At 62.2% G+C, this 24,826-nt stretch carries 24 protein-coding genes; 20 read left to right on the forward strand and 4 right to left on the reverse strand.

The window, feature by feature from the left end:
- Positions 1-44 precede the first annotated feature (44 nt).
- From GH665_RS01340 to GH665_RS01350, 3 genes are read left to right on the forward strand one after another with little or no spacing between them, the layout of a single operon-like run.
- Positions 45-1,274, forward strand: coding sequence for a D-alanyl-D-alanine carboxypeptidase family protein (locus GH665_RS01340; RefSeq protein ID WP_028199000.1), 1,230 nt, complete (start codon positions 45-47; stop codon positions 1,272-1,274).
- A 13-nt stretch (positions 1,275-1,287) separates the two neighbouring features.
- A complete protein-coding gene (locus tag GH665_RS01345) occupies positions 1,288-2,244 on the forward strand; it encodes a D-amino acid aminotransferase (protein ID WP_153134370.1) in 957 nt (318 codons plus the stop codon).
- Entirely contained in the window at positions 2,216-2,485 is a 270-nt protein-coding gene (locus tag GH665_RS01350) for a DUF493 family protein (RefSeq protein ID WP_028199002.1), read from the forward strand. The genes GH665_RS01345 and GH665_RS01350 overlap by 29 nt, the downstream gene beginning before the upstream one ends.
- Positions 2,486-2,507: 22 nt before the next feature.
- On the opposite strand, the gene GH665_RS01355 is transcribed toward GH665_RS01350, so the two are convergent.
- Entirely contained in the window at positions 2,508-3,476 is a 969-nt protein-coding gene (locus GH665_RS01355; RefSeq protein WP_153134371.1) for a transcriptional regulator GcvA, read from the reverse strand.
- Positions 3,477-3,574: 98 nt separating this feature from the next.
- On the opposite strand from GH665_RS01355, the gene GH665_RS01360 reads away from it, so the two are divergent.
- The 6 genes from GH665_RS01360 (at position 3,575) to GH665_RS01385 (ending at position 8,912) form a co-directional block, all read left to right on the forward strand.
- Complete coding sequence (locus GH665_RS01360; RefSeq protein ID WP_153134372.1) at positions 3,575-3,901, forward strand: DUF2917 domain-containing protein; 327 nt, start codon at positions 3,575-3,577, stop codon at positions 3,899-3,901.
- 143 nt (positions 3,902-4,044) lie between these two features.
- Entirely contained in the window at positions 4,045-4,770 is a 726-nt protein-coding gene (gene lipB / locus GH665_RS01365; protein ID WP_153134373.1) for a lipoyl(octanoyl) transferase LipB, read from the forward strand.
- Positions 4,771-4,783: 13 nt separating this feature from the next.
- On the forward strand, positions 4,784-5,791 hold the full coding sequence (gene lipA / locus GH665_RS01370) for a lipoyl synthase (RefSeq protein WP_028199006.1): 1,008 nt from the start codon (positions 4,784-4,786) through the stop codon (positions 5,789-5,791).
- 384 nt (positions 5,792-6,175) lie between these two features.
- Positions 6,176-7,198: a taurine ABC transporter substrate-binding protein gene (gene tauA / locus GH665_RS01375; RefSeq protein WP_153134374.1), complete on the forward strand. Its 1,023-nt coding sequence runs from the start codon at positions 6,176-6,178 to the stop codon at positions 7,196-7,198.
- A gap of 41 nt (positions 7,199-7,239) precedes the next feature.
- Entirely contained in the window at positions 7,240-8,046 is an 807-nt protein-coding gene (locus GH665_RS01380) for a taurine ABC transporter ATP-binding protein (protein WP_153134375.1), read from the forward strand.
- Entirely contained in the window at positions 8,043-8,912 is an 870-nt protein-coding gene (locus tag GH665_RS01385; RefSeq protein WP_153134376.1) for an ABC transporter permease subunit, read from the forward strand. The genes GH665_RS01380 and GH665_RS01385 overlap by 4 nt, the downstream gene beginning before the upstream one ends.
- A 50-nt stretch (positions 8,913-8,962) precedes the next feature.
- Here GH665_RS01385 and GH665_RS01390 read toward each other — a convergent pair whose 3' ends face one another.
- Positions 8,963-9,646 carry a histidinol-phosphatase gene (locus GH665_RS01390; protein ID WP_153134377.1) on the reverse strand — a complete coding sequence of 228 codons (684 nt, stop codon included), beginning with the start codon at positions 9,644-9,646 and terminating at the stop codon, positions 8,963-8,965.
- Positions 9,647-9,871: 225 nt separating this feature from the next.
- Here GH665_RS01390 and GH665_RS01395 point away from each other — a divergent pair, with 225 nt between their 5' ends.
- Positions 9,872-11,539 (forward strand): Na/Pi cotransporter family protein, encoded by a 1,668-nt coding sequence (locus tag GH665_RS01395; RefSeq protein ID WP_153134378.1) that lies wholly within the window; start codon positions 9,872-9,874, stop codon positions 11,537-11,539.
- Positions 11,540-11,593: 54 nt separating this feature from the next.
- Here GH665_RS01395 and GH665_RS01400 read toward each other — a convergent pair whose 3' ends face one another.
- Positions 11,594-12,364 carry a DeoR/GlpR family DNA-binding transcription regulator gene (locus GH665_RS01400; RefSeq protein WP_028199012.1) on the reverse strand — a complete coding sequence of 257 codons (771 nt, stop codon included), beginning with the start codon at positions 12,362-12,364 and terminating at the stop codon, positions 11,594-11,596.
- Between the two features lie 216 nt (positions 12,365-12,580).
- On the opposite strand from GH665_RS01400, the gene GH665_RS01405 reads away from it, so the two are divergent.
- From GH665_RS01405 to GH665_RS01445, 9 genes are all read left to right on the forward strand, one after another.
- Positions 12,581-12,724: a hypothetical protein gene (locus tag GH665_RS01405; RefSeq protein ID WP_153134379.1), complete on the forward strand. Its 144-nt coding sequence runs from the start codon at positions 12,581-12,583 to the stop codon at positions 12,722-12,724.
- Between the two features lie 193 nt (positions 12,725-12,917).
- Positions 12,918-13,703, forward strand: coding sequence for a glycerophosphodiester phosphodiesterase (gene ugpQ, locus GH665_RS01410; protein ID WP_153134380.1), 786 nt, complete (start codon positions 12,918-12,920; stop codon positions 13,701-13,703).
- A gap of 98 nt (positions 13,704-13,801) precedes the next feature.
- Positions 13,802-14,914, forward strand: coding sequence for an ABC transporter substrate-binding protein (locus GH665_RS01415; protein ID WP_153134381.1), 1,113 nt, complete (start codon positions 13,802-13,804; stop codon positions 14,912-14,914).
- Between the two features lie 157 nt (positions 14,915-15,071).
- Positions 15,072-16,010: an ABC transporter permease gene (locus GH665_RS01420; protein WP_028199015.1), complete on the forward strand. Its 939-nt coding sequence runs from the start codon at positions 15,072-15,074 to the stop codon at positions 16,008-16,010.
- Positions 16,007-16,798 carry an ABC transporter permease gene (locus GH665_RS01425; RefSeq protein WP_028199016.1) on the forward strand — a complete coding sequence of 264 codons (792 nt, stop codon included), beginning with the start codon at positions 16,007-16,009 and terminating at the stop codon, positions 16,796-16,798. Before GH665_RS01420 ends, GH665_RS01425 begins: the two co-directional genes overlap by 4 nt.
- A gap of 32 nt (positions 16,799-16,830) precedes the next feature.
- Entirely contained in the window at positions 16,831-17,901 is a 1,071-nt protein-coding gene (locus GH665_RS01430) for an ABC transporter ATP-binding protein (protein ID WP_153134382.1), read from the forward strand.
- A gap of 442 nt (positions 17,902-18,343) precedes the next feature.
- Positions 18,344-19,624: a dicarboxylate/amino acid:cation symporter gene (locus tag GH665_RS01435; protein ID WP_153134383.1), complete on the forward strand. Its 1,281-nt coding sequence runs from the start codon at positions 18,344-18,346 to the stop codon at positions 19,622-19,624.
- A gap of 51 nt (positions 19,625-19,675) precedes the next feature.
- Entirely contained in the window at positions 19,676-21,673 is a 1,998-nt protein-coding gene (locus GH665_RS01440) for a sensor histidine kinase (protein WP_153134384.1), read from the forward strand.
- A gap of 16 nt (positions 21,674-21,689) precedes the next feature.
- Complete coding sequence (locus GH665_RS01445; protein WP_174771696.1) at positions 21,690-23,042, forward strand: sigma-54-dependent transcriptional regulator; 1,353 nt, start codon at positions 21,690-21,692, stop codon at positions 23,040-23,042.
- 86 nt (positions 23,043-23,128) lie between these two features.
- Here GH665_RS01445 and GH665_RS01450 read toward each other — a convergent pair whose 3' ends face one another.
- A complete protein-coding gene (locus GH665_RS01450) occupies positions 23,129-23,659 on the reverse strand; it encodes a TlpA disulfide reductase family protein (RefSeq protein ID WP_153134385.1) in 531 nt (176 codons plus the stop codon).
- 211 nt (positions 23,660-23,870) lie between these two features.
- On the opposite strand from GH665_RS01450, the gene GH665_RS01455 reads away from it, so the two are divergent.
- Entirely contained in the window at positions 23,871-24,539 is a 669-nt protein-coding gene (locus GH665_RS01455) for a hypothetical protein (RefSeq protein ID WP_167530890.1), read from the forward strand.
- Positions 24,540-24,826: the final 287 nt, after the last annotated feature.

Genomic DNA, 24,826 nt, shown 5'->3' on the forward strand with positions numbered 1-24,826 from the left:
TATGCGCCCTGCGCGCGATGTATTTTTCCGCACGAATCGACCCTATGCGTTTCTCCATGTCCGGCCGCACGTCATTCCCGTCAGTTTCCTCTTTCGTTCCCCATTCGCTTAGCCGTGCCGTGACCCTCGGCATCGTGCTGCCGGCCACGCTGGTCGCCAGCACGGCGTTCGCGCAAGTGCCGCCGCCCGCGGTGAACGCGCGCTCGTGGGTGCTCGTCGATGCAACCAGCAATCAGGTGCTTGCATCGGGCAATGCCGACGAACGCGTCGAACCGGCTTCGCTGACCAAGCTGATGACCGCGTACCTCGTCTTCGAAGCACTGCAGACGAAGAAGATCACGATGGACCAGACGGTGATGCCGAGCGAAGCGGTGCGTCGCGTGAAAACCGACGAATCGCGCATGTTCATCGAGGCGAACAAGCCGGTGACCGTGCACGATCTGGTGTACGGCATGATCGTCCAGTCGGGTAACGACGCGGCGATCGCGCTGGCCGAACTGGTGGGCGGCAGCGAGGCGCAGTTCGTCAACATGATGAACACCGAAGCGCAGAAACTCGGCATGGCGCATACGCATTTCGCCGACGTGAACGGTATGCCCGACCCGCAGCACTACACCACGGCGGGTGACCTCGCGGTGCTGTCGGCGCGTCTGATCCGTGACTTCCCCGACTACTACAACATCTTCTCGGTCAAGGAATTCACGTACAACAAGATCAAGCAGCCGAACCGCAACCGTCTGCTGTGGATCGACCCGACGGTGGACGGCCTGAAGACCGGTCACACGCAAGCCGCGGGTTACTGCCTGATCGCGAGCGCCAAGCGCCCGCTGCCGGGCGCCAACGACGGTTCGCGCCGTCTCGTCTCGGTGATGATGGGCGAGACCAAGGAACACGACCGCGTGCAGGACAGCCTGAAGATGCTGAACTACGGCTACACCGCGTATGACACGGTGCGTCTGTACAAGGCGAATCAGGTCGTGGGCACGCCGCGCGTCTACAAGGGTGCGCAGGACACTGTGCAGATCGGCGTGAAGGGTGATCAGTACATCACCGTGCCGAAGGGCATGGGCGACAAGGTGAAGCCGCAGATCGAGCAGATCGATCCGCTGATCGCACCGATCGCGAATGGTCAGCAGGTCGGCACCGCGAAGCTGGTGGCCGACGGCAAGGTGTTGGCGCAATTCCCGATCGTCGCGTTGCAAGCTGTGCCGCAAGCCGGCGTGGTCGGCCGCGTCTGGGATTCGCTGATGCTGATGTTCAACAAGAAGAAATAAGAGCCTGATTGCGATGACCGCTGTTGCCGATGTTCCGCTCGACCCCATCGTTTATCTGAACGGCGAGCTGGTGCCCTTGTCCGAAGCGCGGGTGCCGGTTCTCGACCGCGGCTTTATTTTCGGCGACGGCATTTACGAAGTCGCGCCCTTGTATCACCACGCGGGCGGCCGCACGGCGTTTCGCTTCAGGCATCATCTGGCGCGCCTCGCGCGTTCGCTGGACAAGATCGGTATCGCCAATCCATTCGACGACGCCGGCTGGCGTGGGCTGATCGAACGCGTGGTCGCGGCTAATGAAGCGGACGCGGGCCTGCGCTCCGATCAGGACGCGATCGCCTACGTTCAGATCACACGGGGCGTCGCGAAGCGCGGTCACGCATTTCCGGCCGGTATCCAGCCGACCGTGTTCGTGATGGTCACGCCGCTGAGCTTGCCGGGCGCCGCACAGCGCGCACAGGGCGTGCGTTGCGTCACGGCTGAAGACCGCCGCTGGCTCAATTGCGATATCAAATCGGTGTCGCTGCTCGGCAACGTGCTGATGGCGCAGTACGCGGCCGAAAACGATGCGTTCGAAACGATCCAGTTTCGCGACGGCATGCTGACCGAAGGTTCGTCTTCGAATATCTGGATGGTGAAGGACGGTGTGCTGCACGCACCGCCGCGCAGCCACAAGATTCTCGAAGGGATTCGCTACGGGTTGATCGAAGAGCTGACGAGCGAATGCGGCATCCGCTTCGAAGCGCGCGAGATCGCCGAAGCCGAGGTGCGTGCCGCTGACGAGATTCTGGTCAGCTCCGCCACCAAGGAAGTGCTGCCAGTCACGCAGCTCGATGGCCAGCCTGTTGGCGATGGCAAGCCGGGCGCGGTGTTTGCGGCGTTGTACGCCGCCTATCAGCGCGCCAAGGCCAAGGAAGCGCAAGAAGCGCAGCAAGGAGTAGAGAGTGAATCCCGCGAAAGAATCATTGCTTGAGTTCCCGTGCGACTTTCCCATCAAGATCATGGGCAAGTCGCATCCCGAGTTCGCCGACACGATTGTCACGGTGGTGCGGCAATTCGATAGCGAAGTCGACCCTGCACGTGTGGAAACGCGGCCGTCCAGCGGCGGCAATTACACCGGTTTGACGGTCACGGTGCGCGCCACGAGCCAGGCGCAGCTCGACGATATCTATCGCGCGCTCACCGGCCATCCGATGGTGAAGGTGGTGCTTTAACGCCGGGCTTCGTGCCCATGGATTACGGCGTGACACGCAAGGTGTCCACCGCCAGATCGGCGCTTGCTGCCGGCCCCGCCGAGCAAGCCCGCTCGAAAAGCTGCTTGAACCGTCCCACCTCTTCGAACACCCAATCGCGGAACGCCTTGACGCGCGCGGTCTCGAGCATCTGCGGCGGGCAGATGAAGTAGTACTGCCACGGGCTCGGCCCATCCACATCGAATAGCCGCACAAGGCGGCCTGCCGCGATTTCGTGCATTGCCAGCGAACGGCGCGTGAGCGCGATCCCCTGGCCGTCGATGGCCGCCTGCAGCAGATTCGACGAATCCTGATACAGCACGCCGCGCTTCGGCTCTGGCCAGTCGGTGAGGCCGGCGGCGTCGAACCATGGGCGCCAGAGTTCGTCGTCCGAGCGCAGCAGCGGGACTTTGGCCAGATCGGCCGGCGTTTGCGGCAGCTTGCCGCCGTTGAAATTCGGCGCGCAGGCCGGAAAGAAGATTTCCTCCAGCAGCAACTCCGCGTGCAGCCCGGAATATTTGCCGTAGCCGAAACGGATCGCCACGTCGACGTCGTCGCGCGCGAAGTCGGTCAACGCGTTGGTGGACAGCAGTTCGAGGTCCCATTGGGGATGCTCCTCGATAAAGCTGCCGATGCGTGGCGTTACCCAGCGCGCCGCAAACGAAGACAGCATGGAAACCACCAGGCGCCGCTCGCGGTCGCCGGCGCGGATTTCGCGGGTGGCCTCGACCAGCGCCGTCAGCGCGGCGCGCACGCGCGTGGCATAGCGGCGGCCGGTGTCCGTGAGCCGGACGCGCTTGCCGTCGCGGGCGAACAGCGTGACGCCCAACTCCGCCTCAAGCGCGCGAATCTGGTGGCTGACGGCGCCGTGCGTGACGAACAGTTCGTCTGCGGCGCGCGAGAAGCTCTCGTGGCGGGCTGCGGCTTCGAACGCCTTGACGGCGTTTAGCGGGGGTAGATGCCGGAGATCCATCGCAATATTTCTCACATAGAGGTGAAAATAGATCGTTTTGCGTAAACCCTTGCTACGCATACGATTGTAGCCATGAAACGAACTTTGGCGAGGGCATCATGCGAGAAATTTCCTCTAGTATCGCTTTTGAAATCCGCAACGGCGAAACCATTCCTATGAAGGTAGCGCGCAGCACCAAGCTGGTTGTGCACGGCGGTGCGGTGTGGGTGACGCGTAGCGACGACACGGAAGACTACTGGCTGCAGCCCGGCCATACCTTGCGGCTGCGGCGCGGCGAACGGTTGTGGTTGAGCGCCGAAGGCAGTACGCATGCGAAGGTCGCGTTTTCCGTACCCACGCGTTGCGATGAACGTGCGCTGAACTGGTTCGCGCTGGTCGGCGAACGGCTGGCGGCCCGCATGCGTGGGGGCTGGCGCACGGTGTGAGGGCGCTGCGGCACTGCGCCTGCCATGGCGAGCCGGCGCCGCAGTTGATTGCCGTTCGGGCGTGCAGAGAAGCAGAGACACGGCGCTGGCTCATGCAGACACCTTCGGCGGGGATGTCCAGATTTCGGTAAACTGTCGGGATCATGTGCGCCACCCCGGTTTTTCCGTCTCCCTCGTCTGCCACGGCGCCGCTTACGCTGCGCTGGCTTGGCAGCGAACCTTACGAAGCCAGTTTCGAAGCGATGCGCGCGTTCACCGACGCGCGCACTGCCGATACACCCGACGAAATCTGGCTGGTCGAACATCCTCCTGTCTTTACGCTCGGCCAGGCCGGCGATCCGGCGCATCTATTGGCCGCCGATAGCGGCATTCCGCTCGTCAAGGTCGACCGGGGCGGGCAGATCACGTATCACGGGCCCGGCCAGGTGGTGGCTTACCTGCTGCTGGACCTGCGCCGCCGCAAGCTGATGGTGCGCGAGATGGTCACGCGGATCGAGCAGGCCGTGATCGACACCCTCGCGGCGTATAATCTCGCCGGAGAACGCAAGGCGGGCGCCCCTGGTATCTACGTGGCGCCCGGGCCGGACGCCGGGCTGCACGCCGGCGCCAAGATCGCCGCGCTGGGTCTGAAAATCCGCAACGGCTGCAGCTATCACGGCGCGAGCCTCAATGTGAATATGGACTTGCGGCCGTTTCTGGCCATTAATCCATGCGGCTACGCGGGGCTCGAAACAGTCGATATGGCAACGCTGGGCGTTGTCGCCGGCTGGGACGACGTGGCCCGTACCTTTGCAGCACGCCTCACCGCAAACCTCGACGGCAGTCCCGCGGCCGTCGCCCAACCGCAGGCCGGTGTACTTACCGCCTGACTGGACCGAACGAATGACTGACGTTACCGCGAACCTCGCAGCTTCTCCCGCTCCTGACGCCGTGCCGGCCGCCGCCGCTGCCTACGACGCCACCGCAAAGCAGAAGGCGCAAGCCAAAACCGCCCGTATCCCGATCAAGATCGTCCCGATCGAAAAGCTGAAAAAGCCGGATTGGATCCGCGTCAAAGCGGCCACCGGCAATTCGCGCTTCTACGAAATCAAGCAGATTCTGCGCGAGCACAACCTGCACACGGTGTGCGAAGAGGCGAGTTGCCCGAATATCGGCGAATGCTTCGGCAAGGGCACTGCGACATTCATGATCATGGGCGACAAGTGCACGCGCCGTTGCCCGTTCTGCGACGTCGGCCATGGCCGCCCCGATCCGCTCGATGTGGATGAGCCGGGCAACCTGGCGCGCACCATTGCCGCGCTGAAGCTGAAGTACGTGGTGATTACGAGCGTTGACCGTGACGATTTGCGCGACGGTGGCGCGGCTCACTTTGTAGAATGTATCCGCCAGACGCGCGAGCTGTCGCCGGAAACACGCATCGAAATTCTGACGCCGGACTTCCGCGGCCGCCTGGATCGCGCGATCGGCATTCTGAACGCCGCACCGCCCGATGTGATGAACCACAACCTCGAAACGGTACCGCGTTTGTACAAGGAAGCGCGTCCGGGTTCGGACTATGCGCATTCGCTGAAGCTGCTGAAGGACTTCAAGGCGCTGCATCCGGACGTCGCGACCAAATCGGGTTTGATGGTCGGCCTCGGCGAAACCGAAGAGGAAATCTTGCAGGTGATGCGCGATTTGCGCGAGCACGACGTGGACATGCTGACGATCGGCCAGTATCTGCAGCCGTCGGAACACCATCTGCCGGTGCGCTCGTACGTGCATCCGGACACGTTCAAGATGTACGAAGAAGAAGCGTACAAGATGGGCTTCACGCACGCAGCCGTGGGCGCGATGGTTCGCTCGAGCTACCACGCCGATCTGCAGGCGCACGGAGCCGGGGTGGTTTGAGCGATTTAGACCGGGTTGCTGTCTAAAAAATAAAGCCCGCACTGGTTGCGGGCTTTGTTCTTTCTGGCAGGCCGGTTTTTGCCGCCTGAGTCATGCGCTGGCGCCCTACTTGCGCGAGTGACCGGTAGTACCGTGCGAGCAGCATACAAATCGAAGCGCTGGCGCAGATGGAAATGACGACCCACAGTAACTGACCGTCCCGGATAGCAATCATTCGCTAGAACCCATCTACTGCCCACCGCAGCAGTTGTGCCGATCCAACTCAGCGTGAAAAGCAATGCCTGAACAGCGTCATTAGTAATCGCGGATTAATTAGAACCGCCCGCGCACAAACTCCCTATAGTCGAAATCCTCCCAGACAATACACACTAAAGGGGCTTCTCGATGAACCGCTTTCTTCGTCCGCTCGCCGCGTTCGCTGCGCTGCTCGCGCTGTCCGCGCCGTTTTCTTCCGCTGCATACGCGGACAGCAAAGAAGTCGTGATCGCGTATCAGGACATGGTCGTGCCGTGGCGCTATGCGCAAGCCACGGGCGAAGTCGAGAAAGCCACCGGCTACAAAGTCACCTATCGCAAACTCGGCAGCGGCGCCGACGTGATCCGCGCGCTGGCCTCCGGCTCCGTGCAACTCGGCGAAGCGGGGTCGAGCCCGATCGCGGCAGGGCTGTCGCAAGGCGTCGATATTTCGCTGTTCTGGATTCTGGACAACATCAACGACGCCGAAGCGCTGGTTGCGCGCGACGGTTCGAACGTCACCAGTGTTGCCGGCTTGAAAGGCAAGAAGATTGGCGTACCGTTCGTGTCCACCTCGCACTTTCACACACTGGTCGCGCTGCAGAATGCCGGCGTGAATCCGTCGGATGTAAAGATCGTCAATCTGCGGCCGCCTGAAATCGCGGCGGCGTGGGAGCGTGGCGACATCGACGCCACTTACATCTGGGACCCGGTGCTGGCGAAGGTGAAGAAGAACGGCAAGGTGCTGATCACCTCGGGCCAGGTCGCGCAGCAAACCGGTAAGGCGACCTTCGACGGTTTCGTCGTCGACCGTAAGTTCGCGAGCCAGAACGCCGAGTTCGTCGCGCGTTTCGTGAAGGTGCTAGCCGCAACCGATGCAAGCTACCGCGATCACACGTCGGCATGGACCGCGGCGTCTCCGCAGGTCGAGGCGGTCGCGAAGGAGTCCGGCGCCACTGCGCAGGACGTGCCCGCGAGTCTCGCGTTGTATGCATTCCCGACGCCGGCCCAGCAGGCGTCGAACGCATGGCTTGGCGGTGGTGCGCAATCCGGCGCGGCTAAATCGCTCGCCGCGACCGCTGCGTTTCTGAAGACGCAAGGCACGATTCAGAACGTGCTGGCCGATTATTCGACCGGCGTCGATCCGCAATTCGTGCAGCGTGCGGCGCATTGATTGTTGAGCAAGTCTATCCATCAGCATCATGAGGCACGGCGATGAGCGGTCTTGAGATCCGGCGGCTGCATGTCGCCTACGAAGGCGTCCGCGGCACGGCGCCGACCATCGCGCTCGCCGACGTCGATTTGCGCATCGAGCCAGGTGAATTCGTCGTCGCGCTGGGTGCGTCCGGTTGCGGCAAGACAACCTTGCTCAATTGCATCGCCGGTTTCATTCAACCGACCGGCGGCGAGGTGCGGCTGAACGATGAACCCGTGCTTGGGCCGGGCGCGGATCGCGGTGTCGTGTTCCAGAAGTACGCGCTGATGCCCTGGCTCGACGTGCTCGACAACGTTGCGCTCGGTTTGCGTTTTCAGCGCGTGCCGAAGGCGCAGCGCGAACGCATCGCGCTGGAGAAGCTGGCCTTGGTTGGTCTCGAGAAGCATGCGCGCTCGCGCGTCTACGCGCTGTCGGGCGGCATGCAGCAGCGCGTGGGCATTGCGCGCGCACTAGCAAGCGATCCGCAGGTGCTGCTGATGGATGAACCCATGGGCGCGCTCGACGCGATGACGCGCGAGTCGATGCAGGAACTCGTGCTGGACGTCTGGGGCCGCACGCGCAAGACGGTGTTCTTCATTACGCATAGCGTGGAGGAGGCGCTGTTTCTGGCGACGCGCCTCGTCGTGATGACGCCGGGACCGGGCCGTATCGCCGAGAGCTACGACCTGCCATTCGCGCGGCGCTTTCTCGAGACACGCGATGCGCGTGCGGTCAAGTCGTCGCCGGCGTTCATCGAATGGCGCGAACGGCTGGTGCGCCGTCTGCACGAGCGAAATGAACGGAATCAGGAAGAGGTGCTGTCGTGACGGCTTCGCGTGAATCTTTGGGCAAGGTGCCGCTAACCCAGGCAAGCGAGCCGCCGCGACGCAACGCGCGGCCGGTACGCGGCTGGCGTTTGCCGGGCGAAGGGCCGACCGCGGCGCTGAGCGCGGTTTCGGTCACGACGCTCGCGGCACTGTGGTGGTTCGCGACGCACCTCCACTGGCTGCCACCGCTATTTCTGCCGACGCCCGAGGCGGTTTGGGCCGCGTTTCTGGACGCGTGGCACGGACGCATTCAAGGCGGTTTGCCGCTCTCCGAACATCTCGCATGGAGCGCGTTGCGCGTGTTCGGCGCGTTCGCACTGGCTGCCGTCACGGCGGTGCCGGTCGGGATTCTGATGGGCGTGAGCCGGGTTGCCCGCGGCTTGCTCGATCCGCCGCTGGAGTTCTACCGGCCGTTGCCGCCGCTCGCGTATCTGCCGCTGGTGGTGATCTGGTTCGGCATCGACGAGACGGCGAAGATCGTCGTGATCTATCTCGCCTGTTTCGCGCCGATTGCGATGGCGGCGCGGGCCGGTGTGCGCAGCGCGACTATCGAGCAGATTCATGCGGCCTATTCGCTGGGTGGACGCTTCACGCAGATCGTGCGCCATGTGGTTTTGCCGGCAGCGTTGCCCGAGATTCTGACCGGCTTGCGGATTGCGATCGGCTTCGGCTGGACCACGCTGGTTGCCGCGGAGATGGTCGCGGCAACTGCGGGGCTGGGTCAGATGGTGCTCAACGCGTCGAGCTTTTTGCGTACCGATGTGGTGGTGATGGGTATCGTGCTGATCGGACTGATCGCATGGCTATTCGATCTCGGCATGCGTGCGCTGGAACGGCGGCTGGTGCCGTGGAAGGGGCGTGTGTAGTCGGCTCTACCTCGTGGCCACCCCAAGGCCACCCCGCGCCGTGCGCAATCTCAAGCAAATAATTTAATCACCGGCCAGCCGCGTTCCGCGGCAATGGCTCGCAAACGCGGGTCGGGATTGGTGGCGACCGGATGCGTGACGCGTTCGAGCAACGGCACGTCGTTGATCGAGTCGCTATAGAACCAGCTCTGCGGAAAATCTTCCAGACGATGGCCAAGCGAAGCCAGCCAACCCTCGGTGCGGACGATCTTGCCTTCGCGGAAGGTGGGTACACCGACTGCGGTTCCAGTAAAGCGTGCCAGCGGATCGCCGCCTTCGGTGCCGAGATCGATCCCCAGCAGATGTTCGAAACCGAGCGCTTTGCCGATCGGTTTCGTAATGAACACATTGGTGGCCGTGACGATGCAGCACAGATCGCCCGCATCGATGTGACGTTGCACGAGTTCCCGCGCAGCCGGCAGGATGGCCGGCGCAATCACCTCCTGCATGAACTTCGCATGCCACGCGTCGAGTTGCTCGCGTGAGTGGCGCGCCAGCGGCGCCAGGGTGTAGTTCAGATAGGCGGTCATATCGAGCGTGCCGGCCACATACTGCCGGTAGTAATCGTCGATTTCCTCCGCATGCCGCGCAGCGCCTTCTATGCCCAGATTGGCGATGAAGTGGGCCCACGCCTGATCGCTGTCGAGCGGCAGCAACGTGTGGTCCAGGTCGAATAGCGCAAGGTTGCGGCTCATCCAGAGTCCTTGTGATGAAGTGGGCAAACAAAGTGATCGAGTGAACCGTGTTCCGGACGATGAGCAGGCACACAGCAACTCGCAGCTTTGCGCGAGCGTATATTTAAAAGCACAAAATTACAATAAGGCAAAAATGTGCAACACTACTGTCATAAACACCCCGGGTGCCGATTCGCGCGGCATGCGGTTCGGGTCATGGCAGCAGGAATGGATGCGTAGCGTTTTATGTTGATTCTCCTTAACCTTCTGGCTGGTGTGGCGCTCCTCGTGTGGGGGTCGCACATCGTACGTACCGGCATCCTGCGCGTGCTCGGCGCCGATCTGCGCAGCGTCCTCGGGCGCAGCACCAGCAGCCGCTGGCGGGCCTTCCTGTCGGGCGTCGGTGTGACGAGCCTCGTGCAGAGCAGCAACGCAACGGCGGTGATCGTCACGTCGTTCGCCGCGCAAGGTCTTTTACCGCTCACCAGCGGCCTTGCGATCATGCTTGGCGCCGACGTCGGCACCGCACTGATGGCGCGCCTGCTGACGCTCGATCTGTCATGGCTGTCGCCGATCCTGATTCTGCTCGGCGTGCCGCTCTTTCTGTCGCGCAAGCAAACCCGTCTCGGCCAGGCCGGCCGTACGCTGATCGGGCTCGGCCTGATTCTGCTGGCGCTGCACCTGATCGTCGAAGCCGCCCAGCCGATGATGCAAGGCGCCGGCGTGCGCGTGATGTTCGGTGCGCTGACCGGCGACACCATGCTCGACGCGCTGGTCGGCGCGGCATTTGCGATGCTGTCCTACTCGAGTCTCGCCGCGGTCCTGTTGACCGCGACGCTTGCCTCGTCCGGCGTTATCTCGTTGAAGGTGGCGCTGTGTCTGGTGATCGGCGCGAATCTCGGCAGCGGCTTGCTGGCGTTGATGGGCACGCTCGCTCAGAACGCCGCGGCGCGGCGTCTGGCCTTGGGCAGCCTCGCGTTCAAGCTGGCCGGCGCGCTGCTGATCCTGCCGTTCGCGCCGCTGCTCGCCCGCGGGCTGCCGGTGCTGATTGCAAATCCACGCGAAGCGGTGGTTGGCTTTCATGTGATCTACAACACGCTGCGCTGCTGCGCCTGCCTGTTGCTGATCGATCCGGTCGCGCGCATCTGCACGCGAGTGTTGCCGGACCGGCCGCAGGCCAACGGCGAGCTGCGGCCGCTGCATCTGGATGCCGCCGCGCTTCCCACGCCCACGCTCGCACTCGCGCATGCGGCACGGGAGGTGCTGCGCATCGGCGACATCGTGCGCACCATGCTCGATAACGTTGCCGAGCTGATTCACGACAATAGCCTCGAGAAGGCGCGCGAAACGGTTCGCATGGACGACGACGTCGACCAGCTCTACGCCGCAGTCAAAAGCTATCTGACGCTGATTTCCCGCGAGCAGCTCGATGAGGCCGATAGCCGCCGCTGGACCGACATCATCTCGCTGACAATCAACCTGGAACATGCGGGCGACATCATCGAGCGGATCGTGCGCGATATCGAGGAAAAGAAGATCGCGCACCGTCTGTCGTTTTCGGCGGAGGGGCTGGGCGAGCTGGACGATCTGCACACACGGCTCGTCAGCAATCTGCAACTTGGCCTGTCGGTGTTTCTGAATAACGATTTGCGTTGTGCCGAGCGGCTGCTGGCGGAAAAGGAGCGCTTTCGCGATCTGGAGCGCGCATATTCGTACAAACACCTGGACCGGCTCGCCGGGCAAACCTTACGCAGCATCGAAACCAGTGCGTTGCACCTGGATCTGATCAGCGATATGAAACGGCTCAATTCGCTGTTCTGTTCGACGGCGTATCCGGTGCTCGACGCTGCCGGCGCGTTGCGTGACACGCGCTTGCGCAAGCGTGCGCTCGATACGATGCATGTGAAGGAATAGGGCGAAGCCCTACGAGGTCCCAAAGAGGCCCTAAGCCCTTAAGCCCCTAAGCCCCTAAGCCAGAACGATCTCTTCCAGCTTCTTTTTGAGTGCCGCAAAGTCAGCAGCTTCGGCCGCCTTTTTGTTGGTGACCAGCACATCGATCCGATCGACCGGGCAGTACGAAATCCGGCTGCGCTGACCGATCTTGCTGTAGTCGGCGAGGATCACCACGCGGTCCGCGTTGGCAACCATGGCACGCGCCACTTCGGTTTCGGCGTGATCGTAGTTGGTCGCTCCATGCCGGTGATCGATGCCGACCGGCGAGAGCAAGGCCATATCCGCCCGATAGCGCTGGATGTCGAGCACGGTGGTGGCGCCGGTAGTCGCCATGGCGCGATCGCTGATCGAGCCGCCGAGCAGGATCACTTCGTTGGCCGCTTCCGTTTGATCCACGGCACCGCGCATTTTCAGTGCGACGTCGATGGAATTGGTCACGATCGTCAGGTTCGCCAGTTTCGCCAGTTCCTCGGCGAGCGCCGCGGTGGTGGTGCCCGCGTCGATGAAGAGTGTCTGGCCGCTCGCGATCAAACCGGTGGCCGCCTTCGCAATCGCGGTTTTTGACTTGACGCGCATATGGGCGCGCTCGGCGATCGGTGCCTCGTCGGCGGGTTTGATCGCGCCGCCATGCACGCGCCGCAATTCACCGAGTGCCTCGAGGTCGAGCAGATCGCGCCGTACGGTTTCGCGCGATACCCCGAGATCCGCCATGATCCGTTCGGTCGACACGCGTTGCAGCGTGGACAGCAACGCGCGAATTCTCTGATGACGGTCTTCCTGCCACATGCATTTTTCCTTGGGTGCGAACGCTCGCTGACACGGCTTGTTCTTAAAGTGTCATCGTGGACACGGATGTGTGTCCAGACTATGTCAAGCCTACTACTTTAGTCGAATTGTGTTGTATTTTTTTGGCAGCTTGCAAGTTTGTGTATTTCATCTTAGCCTTCGCAGATCGAAGTGCTATGCCTATTTCGAACATCAAATGTTCGGAAAGGAATTGAAATGTCCGATTTCGAGCAATTTGCGGCGTTTTTTGGCAATTTGATTGATCCATGTCGTTGCCATAATGGACCTTGGGATCTGCCGCCTGAACCGTTTGTTGCTGCACGCGGCGCCGCCCGGAAGCGACATGGTTCGGCATCCTGACAATAAGATCGCGGGGCCGCCACGCGACGCAATGAGCCGCGGCGTTGGCCGTGCGGCCAGCTATCGCAGCGTTGCCCATTGACGTGACACTACGCGCGGGGCTCGCGCGTAAAGGTTGCATGGCGGCAGTAGCGGCAGGGAACGTGTCGAGAGCATACTCAACTCGCTCTATCTGGATGGAAGGTAACGAGACGTGGCAAACGGGACTGATCGCACTTTATCCGCCAACTGGCCCTATCCGAGGCTGGTTGCGCACCGCTGCGGCGGCACGCTGGCGCCGGAGAACACGTTGGCCGGTTTCGACGCCTGCGTGCGTTACGGCTACCGCATGGTCGAATTCGACGCCAAGCTCTCCGCCGACAACCAGCTCTTCCTGCTGCACGACGACACGCTGGAACGTACCAGCAATGGTCATGGCGCCGCTGCCGAACACACGTGGGACCAACTGGCCAGGCTCGACGCCGGTGCCTGGTTCGGGCCGCAGTTCGCCGGCACCCACCTGCCGACACTCGCCGAGGCCGCCGGGCGTTGCGCGCGAGATGGCATTGCCGCCAACATCGAAATCAAACCTTGTCCGGGGCGTGACGAGATCACGGGAAGCCTGGTTGCAAGCGGCGCGCTGACTTTGTGGCAAGGGCAAACCCCACCTTTGCTGTCGTCATTTTCGTTCGAGGCGCTTGCTGCGGCGCGCGTTGCAGCGCCTGTGCTGCAGCGCGGCATGTTGTTCGAAGAGGTTCCGGCGGACTGGCTGCGCATTGTGCGGGAACTGGATTGCGTGTCGTTGCACGCGAGCCACCGGTATCTGAACGAGCCGCTGGTTGCCGAGATCAAGGCGGCCGGGCTGCGCGTGCTGGCCTACACGGTGAACGACCCTGAGCGCGCGCGGCTGCTCGTCCACTGGGGCGTCGACATGATTTGTACAGATCGCATCGATAAGCTTGAACACGACATGTTCTCGGCGCCGGCGAAACCGGGCTGAGCGTGACGCGGGCGCGGGCTTGTTCAGATGCGCGCCCATGAAGCTGAAAACCAGAAATTTTCCAAACGTAGCAATTTCGGCAGAGGATGGGGAAGACTATGAAGCGCACCGCGTTAGCTCGTTTATTTTCGATGTCGGCCGCTGCGGGTGTCGCCGCAGCCGGTGTGAGCAGCGCCTCGGCCGCGCCGCTCGACGCACTGATCGCCGCCGCCAAGCAGGAAGGCCAACTCACCGTGATCGCGTTGCCGCACGACTGGTGCAACTACGGTCAACTGGTGGCGGGATTCCAGAAGAAGTACGGCATCAAGATCAACGAGCTGAATCCGGATGCGGGTTCGGGCGACGAAGTGGAAGCCATCAAGGCGAACAAGGGCAACAAGGGGCCGCAGGCGCCCGACGTGATCGACGTGGGTTTGTCGTTCGGTCCGACCGCGAAGGCCCAGGGTTTGCTGCAGCCGTACAAGGTTGCTACGTGGAACTCGATTCCGAAAGAGTCGAAAGATCCTGACGGTTATTGGTATGGCGATTACTACGGCGTACTGTCGTTTGAAGTGAACGCCGACATGATCGACAAGGTGCCGTCCGACTGGAGCGATCTGCTCAAGCCTGACTATAAGAACGCAGTCTCGCTGGCAGGCGACCCGCGCACGGCCAATCAGGCAATCCAGGCCGTGTTTGCCGCCGGCATGTCGCAAAGCAAAGGCGATGTGAGCAAGGCCGACACGGCCGGTCTCAAGTATTTCGCCGACCTGAACAAGAGCGGCAACTTCGTACCGGTGATCGGCAAGGCCGCATCGCTTGCACAGGGCACCACGCCGATCATCGTGCGTTGGGACTACAACGCGCTCGCCGACCGCGACACCCTGAAGGGCAACCCGAAGGTGCAGGTGGTGATTCCGAAAACGGGTGTGGTCGCCGGTGTGTACGTGCAGGCGATCAGCGCCTACGCGCCGCATCCGAATGCGGCCAAACTGTGGATGGAGTATCTGTACTCCGATGAAGGCCAGATTGGCTGGCTGAGCGGCTATTGCCATCCGATGCGCTACAACGAACTGGTAGCGCAGAAGAAGGTTCCGCAAGCGCTGCTCGACAAGCTGCCGCCGCCTTCGTCATACAAGAATGTGGTGTTCCCGACGCTGTCCCAGCAGGACGCCTACAAAGACACCATCACGAAACACTGGGACGAAGCGGTCGGCGCGAACGTCAAATAATCATCGTGGCGCACGCGGTGGCGGCGGTGGAGCGGCGTTCAATCGCACGCCGCATATGCCGCGGCTTTTACCCGTAACGCGCAGTTTTCAAAAGATGACGCGTCGCTCCCTGAGGGCGGCGCGTCAGGCGTTAATCAGAAAGCCCCAAGGGTGAGCTATGAGCGCTTCATCGGATGCTGGGTCGGTGCAGCCGGAATTACTGGTTCCGCCTGTGCCCACGCCAACACCTCGCGCCGGCGGTCCGAGCCGCGCGTCGCATTTTCTCGCCTGGATCGGCGTGGTGCCGTTTTTTGCTTTCGCACTGTTGTTCCTGATTCTGCCGACCGGCTTTCTGATGGTGGGTGCGTTTCAGGATCCCCAAGGCCACTTCACCCTCGCGAATTTCCGCGACCTGCTGCAGCCCACGGTGCTGGACGCCTACTGGATCAGCTTCAAGGTGAGCGCCGCGTCTGCGATCGGCGGCGGCGTAATCGGCTTGCTGCTCGCGTGGGCGGCGGTGCAGGGCAAACTGCCGGGCTGGATTCGCCCTACGCTGATGACGTTCTCCGGCGTCGCTTCTAATTTTGCCGGCGTGCCGCTCGCGTTCGCCTTCATCTGCACGCTGGGGCGCGTCGGCCTCGTGACCGTCCTGCTGAAGAAATACCTCGACTTCAATCTGTACTCGACGGGCTTCAGTGTGCTGAGCTTCTCGGGACTCACGCTGACTTACCTGTACTTCCAGATTCCCCTGATGGTGCTGATCGTCACGCCGGCGCTTGATGGCCTGAAGCGCGAATGGCGCGAAGCATGCGACTGCCTCGGCGGCACGGCCTTCCAATACTGGCGCCACGTCGCGTTACCGGTGCTGTGGCCGAGCGTGCTCGGCGCGACCCTGCTGCTGTTCGCCAATTCGTTCGGCGCGGTCGCCACGGCATACGCGCTGACCGGCAGTTCGCTTAACATCGTCACGATCCTGCTCTACGCGCAGATTCGCGGCGACGTGATGCACAACCAGAACCTCGGCTACGCGCTCGCGCTCGGCATGGTGCTCGTGACCGGACTGTCGAATGGCGGGTACATCTGGTTGCGTTCGCGCGCAGAAAGGGGGCGCCGATGAAAGGCCAATCGCGTGCGGGCGCGTGGATCGCGATGATCGCCGGTTCGCTGTACTTTCTGATTCCGTTGCTCGCGACCTTCGAATTCAGCCTGCGCATGAAGCGTGGCGTCTACAGCTTCGAGGCGTACCACGTGGTGCTGAGCGACCCGCGTTTTCAGGCCTCGTTCGGTTACTCGATCCTGATGGCAATCCTGACGATCATTGTCGGCGTGTTGCTGGTAGTGCCGACCGCGTACTACGTGCAGTTGCGGTTGCCGAAACTGCGGCCGGTCGTCGAGTTCATTACGTTGTTGCCGCTGGTGGTGCCGGCGATTGTGATCGTGTTCGGTTATCTGCGCATCTACAACAGCAGTTCGATTCTGCCGCTCACCGGCAACGAACGCGCAACCGATCTGTTGCTGGTGTTCGGCTATGTGACGCTTTCGCTGCCGTACATGTATCGCGCGGTCGACGCCGGTTTGCGCGCGGTCGACGTGCGCTCGCTGACCGAAGCCGCCGAATGTCTCGGGGCAAGCTGGCCGACGATTCTGTTCAAGGTGATCTTCCCCAATATCCGCTCGGGCATTCTGTCCGGCGCCTTCCTCACCTTTGCCGTGGTGATCGGCGAGTTCACGCTGGCGAGTCTGCTCGACCGTCCCGCGTTCGGTCCGTATCTGCAGTTGATCGGTGCGAACCGCGCGTACGAACCGTCGGCGCTCGCGATTATCGCGTTCGTGATTACGTGGGCGGCGATGGGATTGATCCAGGTATTCGGTTCGGCCCGCGCGCTTAGCGGCCAGAAAATTTGACGGATTCATTTGACCGGATAAGGCAGAGAATCATGGCATTCCTTGAGATAGAAAATCTGCATAAGGCCTTCGGGGCGAACACGGCGCTGCATCACTTCGACATGAAGATCGAGCGCGGCGAATTCATCACGTTTCTTGGGCCGTCCGGCTGCGGCAAGACGACGGTGCTGCGGATGATCGCCGGTTTCGAAACGCCGACGCGCGGCACCATCCGGCTCGATAACAAGGACGTGACGCATTTGCGCACGCGGCAGCGTAAGGTCGGCATGGTGTTTCAGTCGTATGCGCTGTTTCCGAACATGACCGTGGCCGATAACATCGGTTTCGGGCTGAAGATCACGCACCGTCCCCAGGCGGAGATCAGCAAGCGTGTCGAGGAGATGTTGCAACTGATCAAGCTGCCGCACCTCGGCGCGCGCTATCCGTGGCAACTGTCGGGCGGTCAGCAGCAGCGCGTGGCGCTGGCGCGCGCGCTCGCCGGCAAGCCCCAGGTGCTGCTGCTCGACGAACCACTCTCCGCGCTCGACGCGAAGATTCGCATTTCGTTGCGGCAGGACATTCGGGCGCTGCAACGCGAGTTGGGCATCACGTCGATTTTCGTCACGCACGACCAGGAAGAGGCGTTGTCGATTTCGGACCGCATCGTGGTGATGAATGAGGGGCGCGTCGAACAGATCGGTTCGCCTTCGGAGATCTACAACTATCCGCGCACGCGCTTTGTCGCATCGTTTGTCGGCACATTGAACATTCTCGCGGGGCATGTGATCGACCCGAAATCCGGCAGGATGGCCGTCGACGGTCAGGAGCTGACCACTACGCAAGCGTTGCCTGCGGACGACGCGGGCAAGCAACGCATGCTTGCGCTACGGCCTGAAGCCATCGTTCTGGAACCGGCCGCGCCGGGCCGCAATACGCTCAGCGCGATCGTCGAAGAAGTGAATTTTCTCGGTGCGGTGGTGCGCATCAGAACACGCGTGAAGGATGCGGTCATCTCACTCGATGTGTTCAATGATCCGAATCGCGGCTTGCCCGAACGCGGTCAACCGGTGTCGCTGGGTTTCTCGCACGAAAACCTGTTGGTGCTGGAAGAGGGCGGCGCATAGAAGTCAGACAGCCGCGTCTGACATGGATGAGCGTCACACTTAAACGCTACGCGGCTTCGCGCTGAAGTGAGCGGAAGCCACGCCCGAAAAGCTTCTCCGGGTTTTCCCGGAGGTGCCGCCGGTACGGATTCCGGATTCCCCGACACCCCTCGTCCGGATTTCCGGAATCCCGGACGGTGTGAGCGGCGACACGCCAAAAAACCTATATAAATCAAAGCGATTCGCTTCGCACTAAGCTGGCATCGACCTTGCAATTTAGAACCCGCGGCCGCAACGGTCCGACAACTAAAGCAAGGAGACAACGATGTCTGATTTCCCTTCCCGGTATTTCTGAATTCGTCGTCTTGTCGCGGCCTAATGCCGTGCACAAACGTGACGATTATTCGTTCGCATGGTGCGCAGCGTGGCAGGCCTTGAGCTCACCCATATCGCAGGAAACATCGTGAAGAAACCCATTCATAAAGTGCTGTACGTCCAGGTGATCGTGGCGATCATCATCGGCATTGCGCTTGGCCATTATTCGCCGGACTTCGCCGTCGACATGAAGCCGCTCGGTGACGGCTTCATCAAGCTGATCAAGATGGTGATCGGGCCGATCATCTTCTGCACGGTGGTGACGGGTATCGCCGGCATGGAAGACATGAAGAAGGTCGGGCGCGTCGGCGGCAAGGCGCTGCTGTACTTCGAAATCGTCTCGACGTTCGCGCTGGTGCTCGGTCTGATCGCGACACACGTGCTGAAGCCGGGCGTGGGCTTCAATATCGATCCCGCTACGCTCGACGGTAAGGCTGTCGCGTCGTATGCCGCGAAGGCACACGGCCAGAGCACGGTCGAATTCCTGATGCACATCATTCCGGACACGCTCGTGTCCGCGTTCGCTCAGGGCGAAATCCTGCAGATCCTGCTGATCGCGTTGCTGTTTGGCGCGGTGCTGGCCACGGCTGGTGAGAAGGGCAAGGTCGTCACGAACTTCATCGACGGAATCTCGCACGTGCTGTTCGGCATTGTGCGCATCATCACGAAGCTGGCGCCGATCGGCGCGTTCGGCGCGATGGCGTTCACGATCGGCAAGTACGGCATCGGCTCGCTGCTGCCCATGCTCAAGCTGATCGGCACGTTCTATCTGACCTCGATCGTGTTCGTGGTGGTCGTGCTCGGCATCATCGCGCGTGTGGTGGGCTTCAACATCCTGCGCTTTGTCGGCTACATCAAGGAAGAGATGCTGATCGTGCTTGGCACGAGTTCGTCGGAAGCCGCGCTGCCGCAACTGATGCTGAAACTCGAAAAGCTCGGCTGCTCGCGCTCGGTGGTGGGCCTCGTAGTGCCGACCGGTTACTCGTTCAACCTCGACGGCACCAACATCTACATGACGATGGCCGTGCTGTTCATCGCCCAGGCAACCAACACTGACCTCACGTGGACGCAGCAACTCACGCTGCTGGCGGTGACGATGCTGACGTCGAAGGGCGCAAGCGGCGTGACGGGCGCGGGTTTCATCACGCTGGCCGCCACGCTCGCGGTGGTGCCGACCATTCCGCTGTCGGGCATGGTGCTGATTCTCGGAATCGACCGCTTCATGAGCGAATGCCGCGCGCTGACGAACATCGTCGGCAACGGTGTGGCGACGGTGGTGGTGTCGGCATGGGAAAAGGAACTGGACCGCAACAAGCTGAACGCCGCGTTGCGGGGTGACGTGCCGGTTAAAGAGCCGGCTGGCGTTTAAGCCGCGTACCGGCCCCGCCACCACTCCGATCACGGCCGCGGACGTTCCGGCATGAAAGCGTCCGCGCACCGTGATCCCGCGCCGTCGGCCGAGGAAGCTCGCGCCGGCGGCGCGCCGCCTTATGCCACAATATCCGATCCACACCGATCGGGAATTGCCAACGTGACGCGCCGCCTGCTGATCCTCTTCGCGCTCGTCGCCGGGCTCGTGGCGGCGTGCGGGCTCACGTACAGCATTGCGTGGCAAAGCGGCATCGACAACTTGCGGCACAACGCCGCGGTACGGGTCGATCGCACCACGAGCGCGCTGAAAAGCACGCTCGAGCGTTACGAATCGCTGCCTTATTTGCTGGCCGAACATCCCATCGTGCAGGACGTGCTGGTCAATCCCACTCCTGCCAACGTCCAGCGCGCCAATCTCTATCTCGAAGACCTCAACCGCCACGCGCGGGCAACGGTCACCTACATCATTCCGCTCGACGGCTATTGCGTCGCCGCGAGCAACTGGCACGGGCCGGGCAGCTTCATCGGCGCGGGCTATCAATTCCGGCCATATTTTCTCGATGCGGTGAAGGGCGGCGTGGGTCGCTTCTTCGGTATCGGCACGATTTCGCAGGCGCCGGGTTATTACATCTCGCAGCCGGTGCGGCGCGACGGCAGGATCGTCGGCGTGGCGGTCGTCAAACTCGATCTCGAATGGTTTCAGGGCGCGGATGCGTCCGAGCCGCTGGTGGTTACCGACGACCACGGCGTGATCTTTTTGTCGTCGGTGCCGGCGTGGAAATATCACACGATCCGGCCGTTGTCGGGACAGGTCGCCGATTCGATCTATCAGGCGCGCCAGTACGCGCAACAGCCGATTGCGCCACTGCCGGTGACGATCGAGCGCACGCTCGAAGGCAATGCGCAGATCGTGCGCATCGGCGGCGGCCGTTATGCGCCGCGCTATCTGGCGTCGCGGCGCGGCATGGGTGAGCCGGACTGGCATCTGATCACAATGTCGCCCGTCAATCCGGTCGACGCCGACGCGCGCAACGCGACTATCGTTACCGGTTTCGGATATGTGTCGCTGGTCCTGCTCGCGTTCTACTGGAGAATGCGCCGCGCCCGTGTGCGCGAAGTGATGCGTAGCCGTTCCCTGCTGCAAAAGGCCTATGCGGAATTGAACCAGCGCGTGGCCGAGCGCACCGCGGATCTCTCGCAGGCGAACGAACAGTTGCAGAAGGAAGTGGCCGAGCGGACGCGCGCCGAACAGGAGTTGCGCGCGGCGCACGATGAGCTGATCCAGGCGAGCAAGCTCGCCGCGTTGGGTCAGATGGCGGCCGGCATTACGCATGAATTGAATCAGCCACTTGCGGCGCTGCGCGGTTTCTCCGACAACACGCGGGTGCTGCTCGAGCGCGGTGACCAGGCTTCGGCGCGCGAGAATCTCGAAGCGATCGCGGCGCTTACCGAACGCATGGGCAAGATCACCAATCAGTTGAAGCTGTTCGTCGGGCGCGCCCGGCCGCGTAGCGCGCGTGCGCCGATCATGCGAGCGTTGCGCAACGTCGTTGCGCTGCTGCAAAAACGCCTGCAAGGCGTCGACGTCGAACTCGTGTTGCTCGATGCCGACACTGGCGTGCGTACATCGCTGAATCTGGCCGACGACCATCCCGATCTGATCGCCCATTGCGACGATCTGCGGCTCGAACAGGTGCTGATCAATCTGCTCGGCAACGCGCTCGACGCGACGGCGGGAATGGCACCCCCGCGCATCTGGATCGAGGTTGAAGCCACGGAGTCGAGCGTTTCGTTCGCGGTGCGCGACAACGGCCCCGGCATTCCCGACGACGTGCTGCCGCGTCTGTTCGAACCATTTTTCACGACGAAGGAAATGGGCCAGGGGCTGGGACTCGGTCTCGCGATTTCATCGTCGATTGCGCGCGACTGCGGCGGCACGCTGGTAGCGGGCAACGCGCCGGACGGCGGTGCATTATTCGTGTTGACGCTGCGCCGCGCGCGCGTGCAGACGAGCCATACTTCGGATCCGCTTATCGCCGGTTCCTGAATCAAATGAGAACGACATGCTGAACCACGGCCTGCAAGTGCTGTACATCGAAGACGACGAACTGGTGCGCCGCGCCAGCGTGCAGAGTTTGCAACTCGCGGGCTTCGACGTGATCGGCCATGCGTCGGCGGAATCCGCGGCGAAAATGATTAGCGCGGATTTCTCCGGGGTGATCGTCAGCGATATTCGCTTGCCTGGCGCAAGCGGTCTTGAGCTGCTCGCGCAGTGCCACGAGCGTGCGCCCGACGTGCCGGTGATTCTGGTTACCGGTCACGGCGATATTTCGATGGCCGTGCAGGCGATGCGCGACGGCGCGTATGACTTCATCGAAAAGCCGTTCGCCTCCGAGCGTCTGATCGAAACCGTACGGCGTGCGCTGGAGCGCCGCAAGCTGGTGCTTGAGAATCTCGCGTTGCGCCGTGAACTGGCCGGGCAGAACTCGGTGGCGCCGCGCATCATTGGCCGTAGTCCGGCGATCGAGCAGGTGCGCCGGCTGATCGCGAATATCGCGCCGACCGACGCGTCAGTGCTGATCAACGGCGACACCGGTGCGGGCAAGGAGTTGATCGCGCGCAGTCTGCATGAACTGTCGCCACGGCGGGACAAACCGTTTATCGCGGTGAACTGCGGCGCGCTGCCGGAGCAGATGTTCGAGTCGGAAATGTTCGGCTACGAACCCGGCGCATTCACCGGTGCGGCCAAACGCCGGATCGGCAAGCTCGAACATGCTTCGGGCGGCACGTTGTTCCTCGACGAAATCGAAAGTATGCCGCTCGCGTTGCAGGTCAAGTTGCTGCGCGTATTGCAGGACGGCGTGCTGGAACGGCTCGGTTCGAATCAGCCGATTCGCGTGAATTGCCGCGTGGTGGCAGCCGCGAAGGGCGACATGGCTGAGCATGTCGCGGACGGTTCGTTTCGTCGCGATTTGCTGTACCGGTTGAACGTGGTGACGATCGCGCTGCCGCCTTTGGGTGAGCGGCGCGAAGACATCGTGCCGTTGTTCGAACACTTTCTGCTGGATGCCGCGGTGCGTTATCAACGCCCCGCGCCGATTCTCACAGACCGGCAGCGCGCGAGCCTGATGCAGCGCGACTGGCCGGGCAATGTGCGCGAACTGCGCAATGCCGCCGACCGTTTCGTGCTCGGTGTGGCCGACGATCCAGTCATGTCTTTCGCCGACGATAGCGTAGCGGCGCAACCGCTAAAGGAACGTGTCGAGCAATTCGAGCGGGCGGTGATCGCGGAGGCGTTGGAGCAGGCCGGCGGCGTCGTCGCGCTGGCGGCGGACAAGCTGCAGCTTGGGAAGGCGACGCTCTACGAGAAGATCAAACGATATGGCCTTGCGGCCAAGGGAGAAGGGGAGCGCTGAGGATTTGATGCGCCGGCGGCGAACTGCGGCGCCGGCGTGTTTGAATCAGGATGCTTTGCTTCAGGTGTTGCGCGATTGCGCAGCAATCAGGCCGCGTTCAGCGCTTTTTCCAGCAACTGGTCGAGTTCCGCGAATTGCGGCTCGCCGACGTAGCGCTTCAGGATCTTGCCGTCCTTGTCGACCAGGAAGGTGGTCGGCGTGAGCTGGACGTTGCCGAACTGCTTGGCGGCCGAGCCGTCGTCCATGGCGACCTTGAACGGCAACTGGCGGGTTTGCGTGTAGTTGGTCACGTACATCGGCGCGTCGTAATTCATTGCGACGGCGACGAACTCGAGCCCTTTGCCCTTGAAGCGGTTATAGGTCTGGACCATCTGCGGCATTTCCTTCATGCAGGTGTCGCAGCTGGTTGCCCAGAAGTTGACCAGGTAGACCTTGCCTTTCAGGTCGGCGGTCGAGATTTTCTGGCCCGACAACAACGTGAAGGTCGCATCAGGCACGCGTTGCTGGCCGGCGAACGCAAGATAGCCGGCAGTCGCAAGCGCGATAGCCACGACGGCGATGATGATGGCGCGAATCGGATTCGCGCGCCGTGTGGCGGTGGACGGGGTGGAGCTCATGTACGGAACCTCGAAAGTCGCGCGGAACGCGCGGGACAGTGCGTTGGTTTGGGACTGCATTTGGACCTGTGCTTTTGGACCCGCGTTGGGACGATTAAATCCGTTGCGGCCAAGCGTCGCTATTGTAGCCCCATTCCGGCTGCGCGGCAGTGGGCGGCCCGGGAGGGGATAATAGGACTTTACGTTCCTGTCAGCCTGATCTTCTGTCCCCATGCTCCGAACTGCATTTCGCTTCCTCGCCCGAATCTCGACAACCCCGTTTGACCGTCCCGTCAGCCGTTCTGCAGATTTCTCCGTGACCGATGGCCGCCCGGCCGGCGGCGTTTCCCGCTTACAGCGGGCGCGCACCGTACTCGGCACGCTGGCTTGCGCACTGGCATTAGGCGGAGCGTTGAGCGCGTGTTCGCCGACCTTCGACTGGCGCACCATCATGAATAACGACAACGGCTATACGGTTGACCTGCCGGCCAAGCCAGGCAACGATCAGCGCGTGATCCAGATCGATGGCAAGCCCATGCAGATGGCGATGCAAACCGCCGAAGCCGGCGACGCCGTGTTCGCGGTAGGCACCGTGATGCTGCCGAGCGACGACGCGGCGACACAGCGCGCCGCCCTCGAGTTCCTGCGCACCGGTCTCGCCCGCAACGTCGGCGCCGCGCCGGATGCGCACGCGGTGCAAATCCCGCTTGCTGCCGGTGGTCAAGTGCTGGGTCTGGAAATGAAGCTGACCGGCGAGGCGGGTTCGCAGCACGAAACGCGCACAGTCTATGCACGGCTGGTGGCACGTGGGCGGCATGTCTATCAGGCTGCGATCATCGCGTCCAAGCCCCTGCAGCAGGAGCAGGTCGATCAGTTTTTTTCGTCGTTCCAACTCTACTGAAACCGCAGTTCCGGCCGAGTCGCGCGTGAGAAGATCGTTGTGCACAGTGAAAGTTCCTTCGTAGCATCGCGCGCTAATACTCGGTTTACGTTGAAGTTTTCCGATTACCCACAGGCGCTGTGGATAACTCTGTTGAGAACTTCGCGTTTTTTGCCGCAGAGGCCCATCCCACGGGCATCCGGTCAGGTTTTGCCTGCTCTGGGCGTTCGAAATAACTCAATTAAATCAATGCCTTTTGGGTGCATGCTTGCGTGTGCCTTTCAGATGTTTCCAGATTTGTCTAAAGC

This window comes from Paraburkholderia agricolaris (genome assembly GCF_009455635.1).
GTDB lineage: Bacteria > Pseudomonadota > Gammaproteobacteria > Burkholderiales > Burkholderiaceae > Paraburkholderia > Paraburkholderia agricolaris.

What these genes read in the sequence shown, in the direction of transcription:
- GH665_RS01415 (WP_153134381.1), top strand. Translation starts at nt 13,802, where the DNA reads ATGAAGCGCACCGCGTTAGCTCGTTTATTTTCGATGTCGGCCGCTGCG.
- GH665_RS01440 (WP_153134384.1), top strand. Translation starts at nt 19,676, where the DNA reads ATGAAAGCGTCCGCGCACCGTGATCCCGCGCCGTCGGCCGAGGAAGCT.
- GH665_RS01395 (WP_153134378.1), top strand. Translation starts at nt 9,872, where the DNA reads ATGTTGATTCTCCTTAACCTTCTGGCTGGTGTGGCGCTCCTCGTGTGG.
- tauA (WP_153134374.1), top strand. Translation starts at nt 6,176, where the DNA reads ATGAACCGCTTTCTTCGTCCGCTCGCCGCGTTCGCTGCGCTGCTCGCG.
- GH665_RS01390 (WP_153134377.1), bottom strand. Translation starts at nt 9,646, where the DNA reads ATGAGCCGCAACCTTGCGCTATTCGACCTGGACCACACGTTGCTGCCG.
- GH665_RS01400 (WP_028199012.1), bottom strand. Translation starts at nt 12,364, where the DNA reads ATGTGGCAGGAAGACCGTCATCAGAGAATTCGCGCGTTGCTGTCCACG.
- GH665_RS01455 (WP_167530890.1), top strand. Translation starts at nt 23,871, where the DNA reads ATGCTCCGAACTGCATTTCGCTTCCTCGCCCGAATCTCGACAACCCCG.
- GH665_RS01425 (WP_028199016.1), top strand. Translation starts at nt 16,007, where the DNA reads ATGAAAGGCCAATCGCGTGCGGGCGCGTGGATCGCGATGATCGCCGGT.
- GH665_RS01340 (WP_028199000.1), top strand. Translation starts at nt 45, where the DNA reads ATGCGTTTCTCCATGTCCGGCCGCACGTCATTCCCGTCAGTTTCCTCT.
- GH665_RS01420 (WP_028199015.1), top strand. Translation starts at nt 15,072, where the DNA reads ATGAGCGCTTCATCGGATGCTGGGTCGGTGCAGCCGGAATTACTGGTT.
- lipA (WP_028199006.1), top strand. Translation starts at nt 4,784, where the DNA reads ATGACTGACGTTACCGCGAACCTCGCAGCTTCTCCCGCTCCTGACGCC.
- GH665_RS01380 (WP_153134375.1), top strand. Translation starts at nt 7,240, where the DNA reads ATGAGCGGTCTTGAGATCCGGCGGCTGCATGTCGCCTACGAAGGCGTC.
- GH665_RS01445 (WP_174771696.1), top strand. Translation starts at nt 21,690, where the DNA reads ATGCTGAACCACGGCCTGCAAGTGCTGTACATCGAAGACGACGAACTG.
- GH665_RS01430 (WP_153134382.1), top strand. Translation starts at nt 16,831, where the DNA reads ATGGCATTCCTTGAGATAGAAAATCTGCATAAGGCCTTCGGGGCGAAC.
- GH665_RS01450 (WP_153134385.1), bottom strand. Translation starts at nt 23,659, where the DNA reads ATGAGCTCCACCCCGTCCACCGCCACACGGCGCGCGAATCCGATTCGC.
- GH665_RS01360 (WP_153134372.1), top strand. Translation starts at nt 3,575, where the DNA reads ATGCGAGAAATTTCCTCTAGTATCGCTTTTGAAATCCGCAACGGCGAA.
- GH665_RS01345 (WP_153134370.1), top strand. Translation starts at nt 1,288, where the DNA reads ATGACCGCTGTTGCCGATGTTCCGCTCGACCCCATCGTTTATCTGAAC.
- GH665_RS01405 (WP_153134379.1), top strand. Translation starts at nt 12,581, where the DNA reads ATGTCCGATTTCGAGCAATTTGCGGCGTTTTTTGGCAATTTGATTGAT.
- GH665_RS01355 (WP_153134371.1), bottom strand. Translation starts at nt 3,476, where the DNA reads ATGGATCTCCGGCATCTACCCCCGCTAAACGCCGTCAAGGCGTTCGAA.
- lipB (WP_153134373.1), top strand. Translation starts at nt 4,045, where the DNA reads ATGTGCGCCACCCCGGTTTTTCCGTCTCCCTCGTCTGCCACGGCGCCG.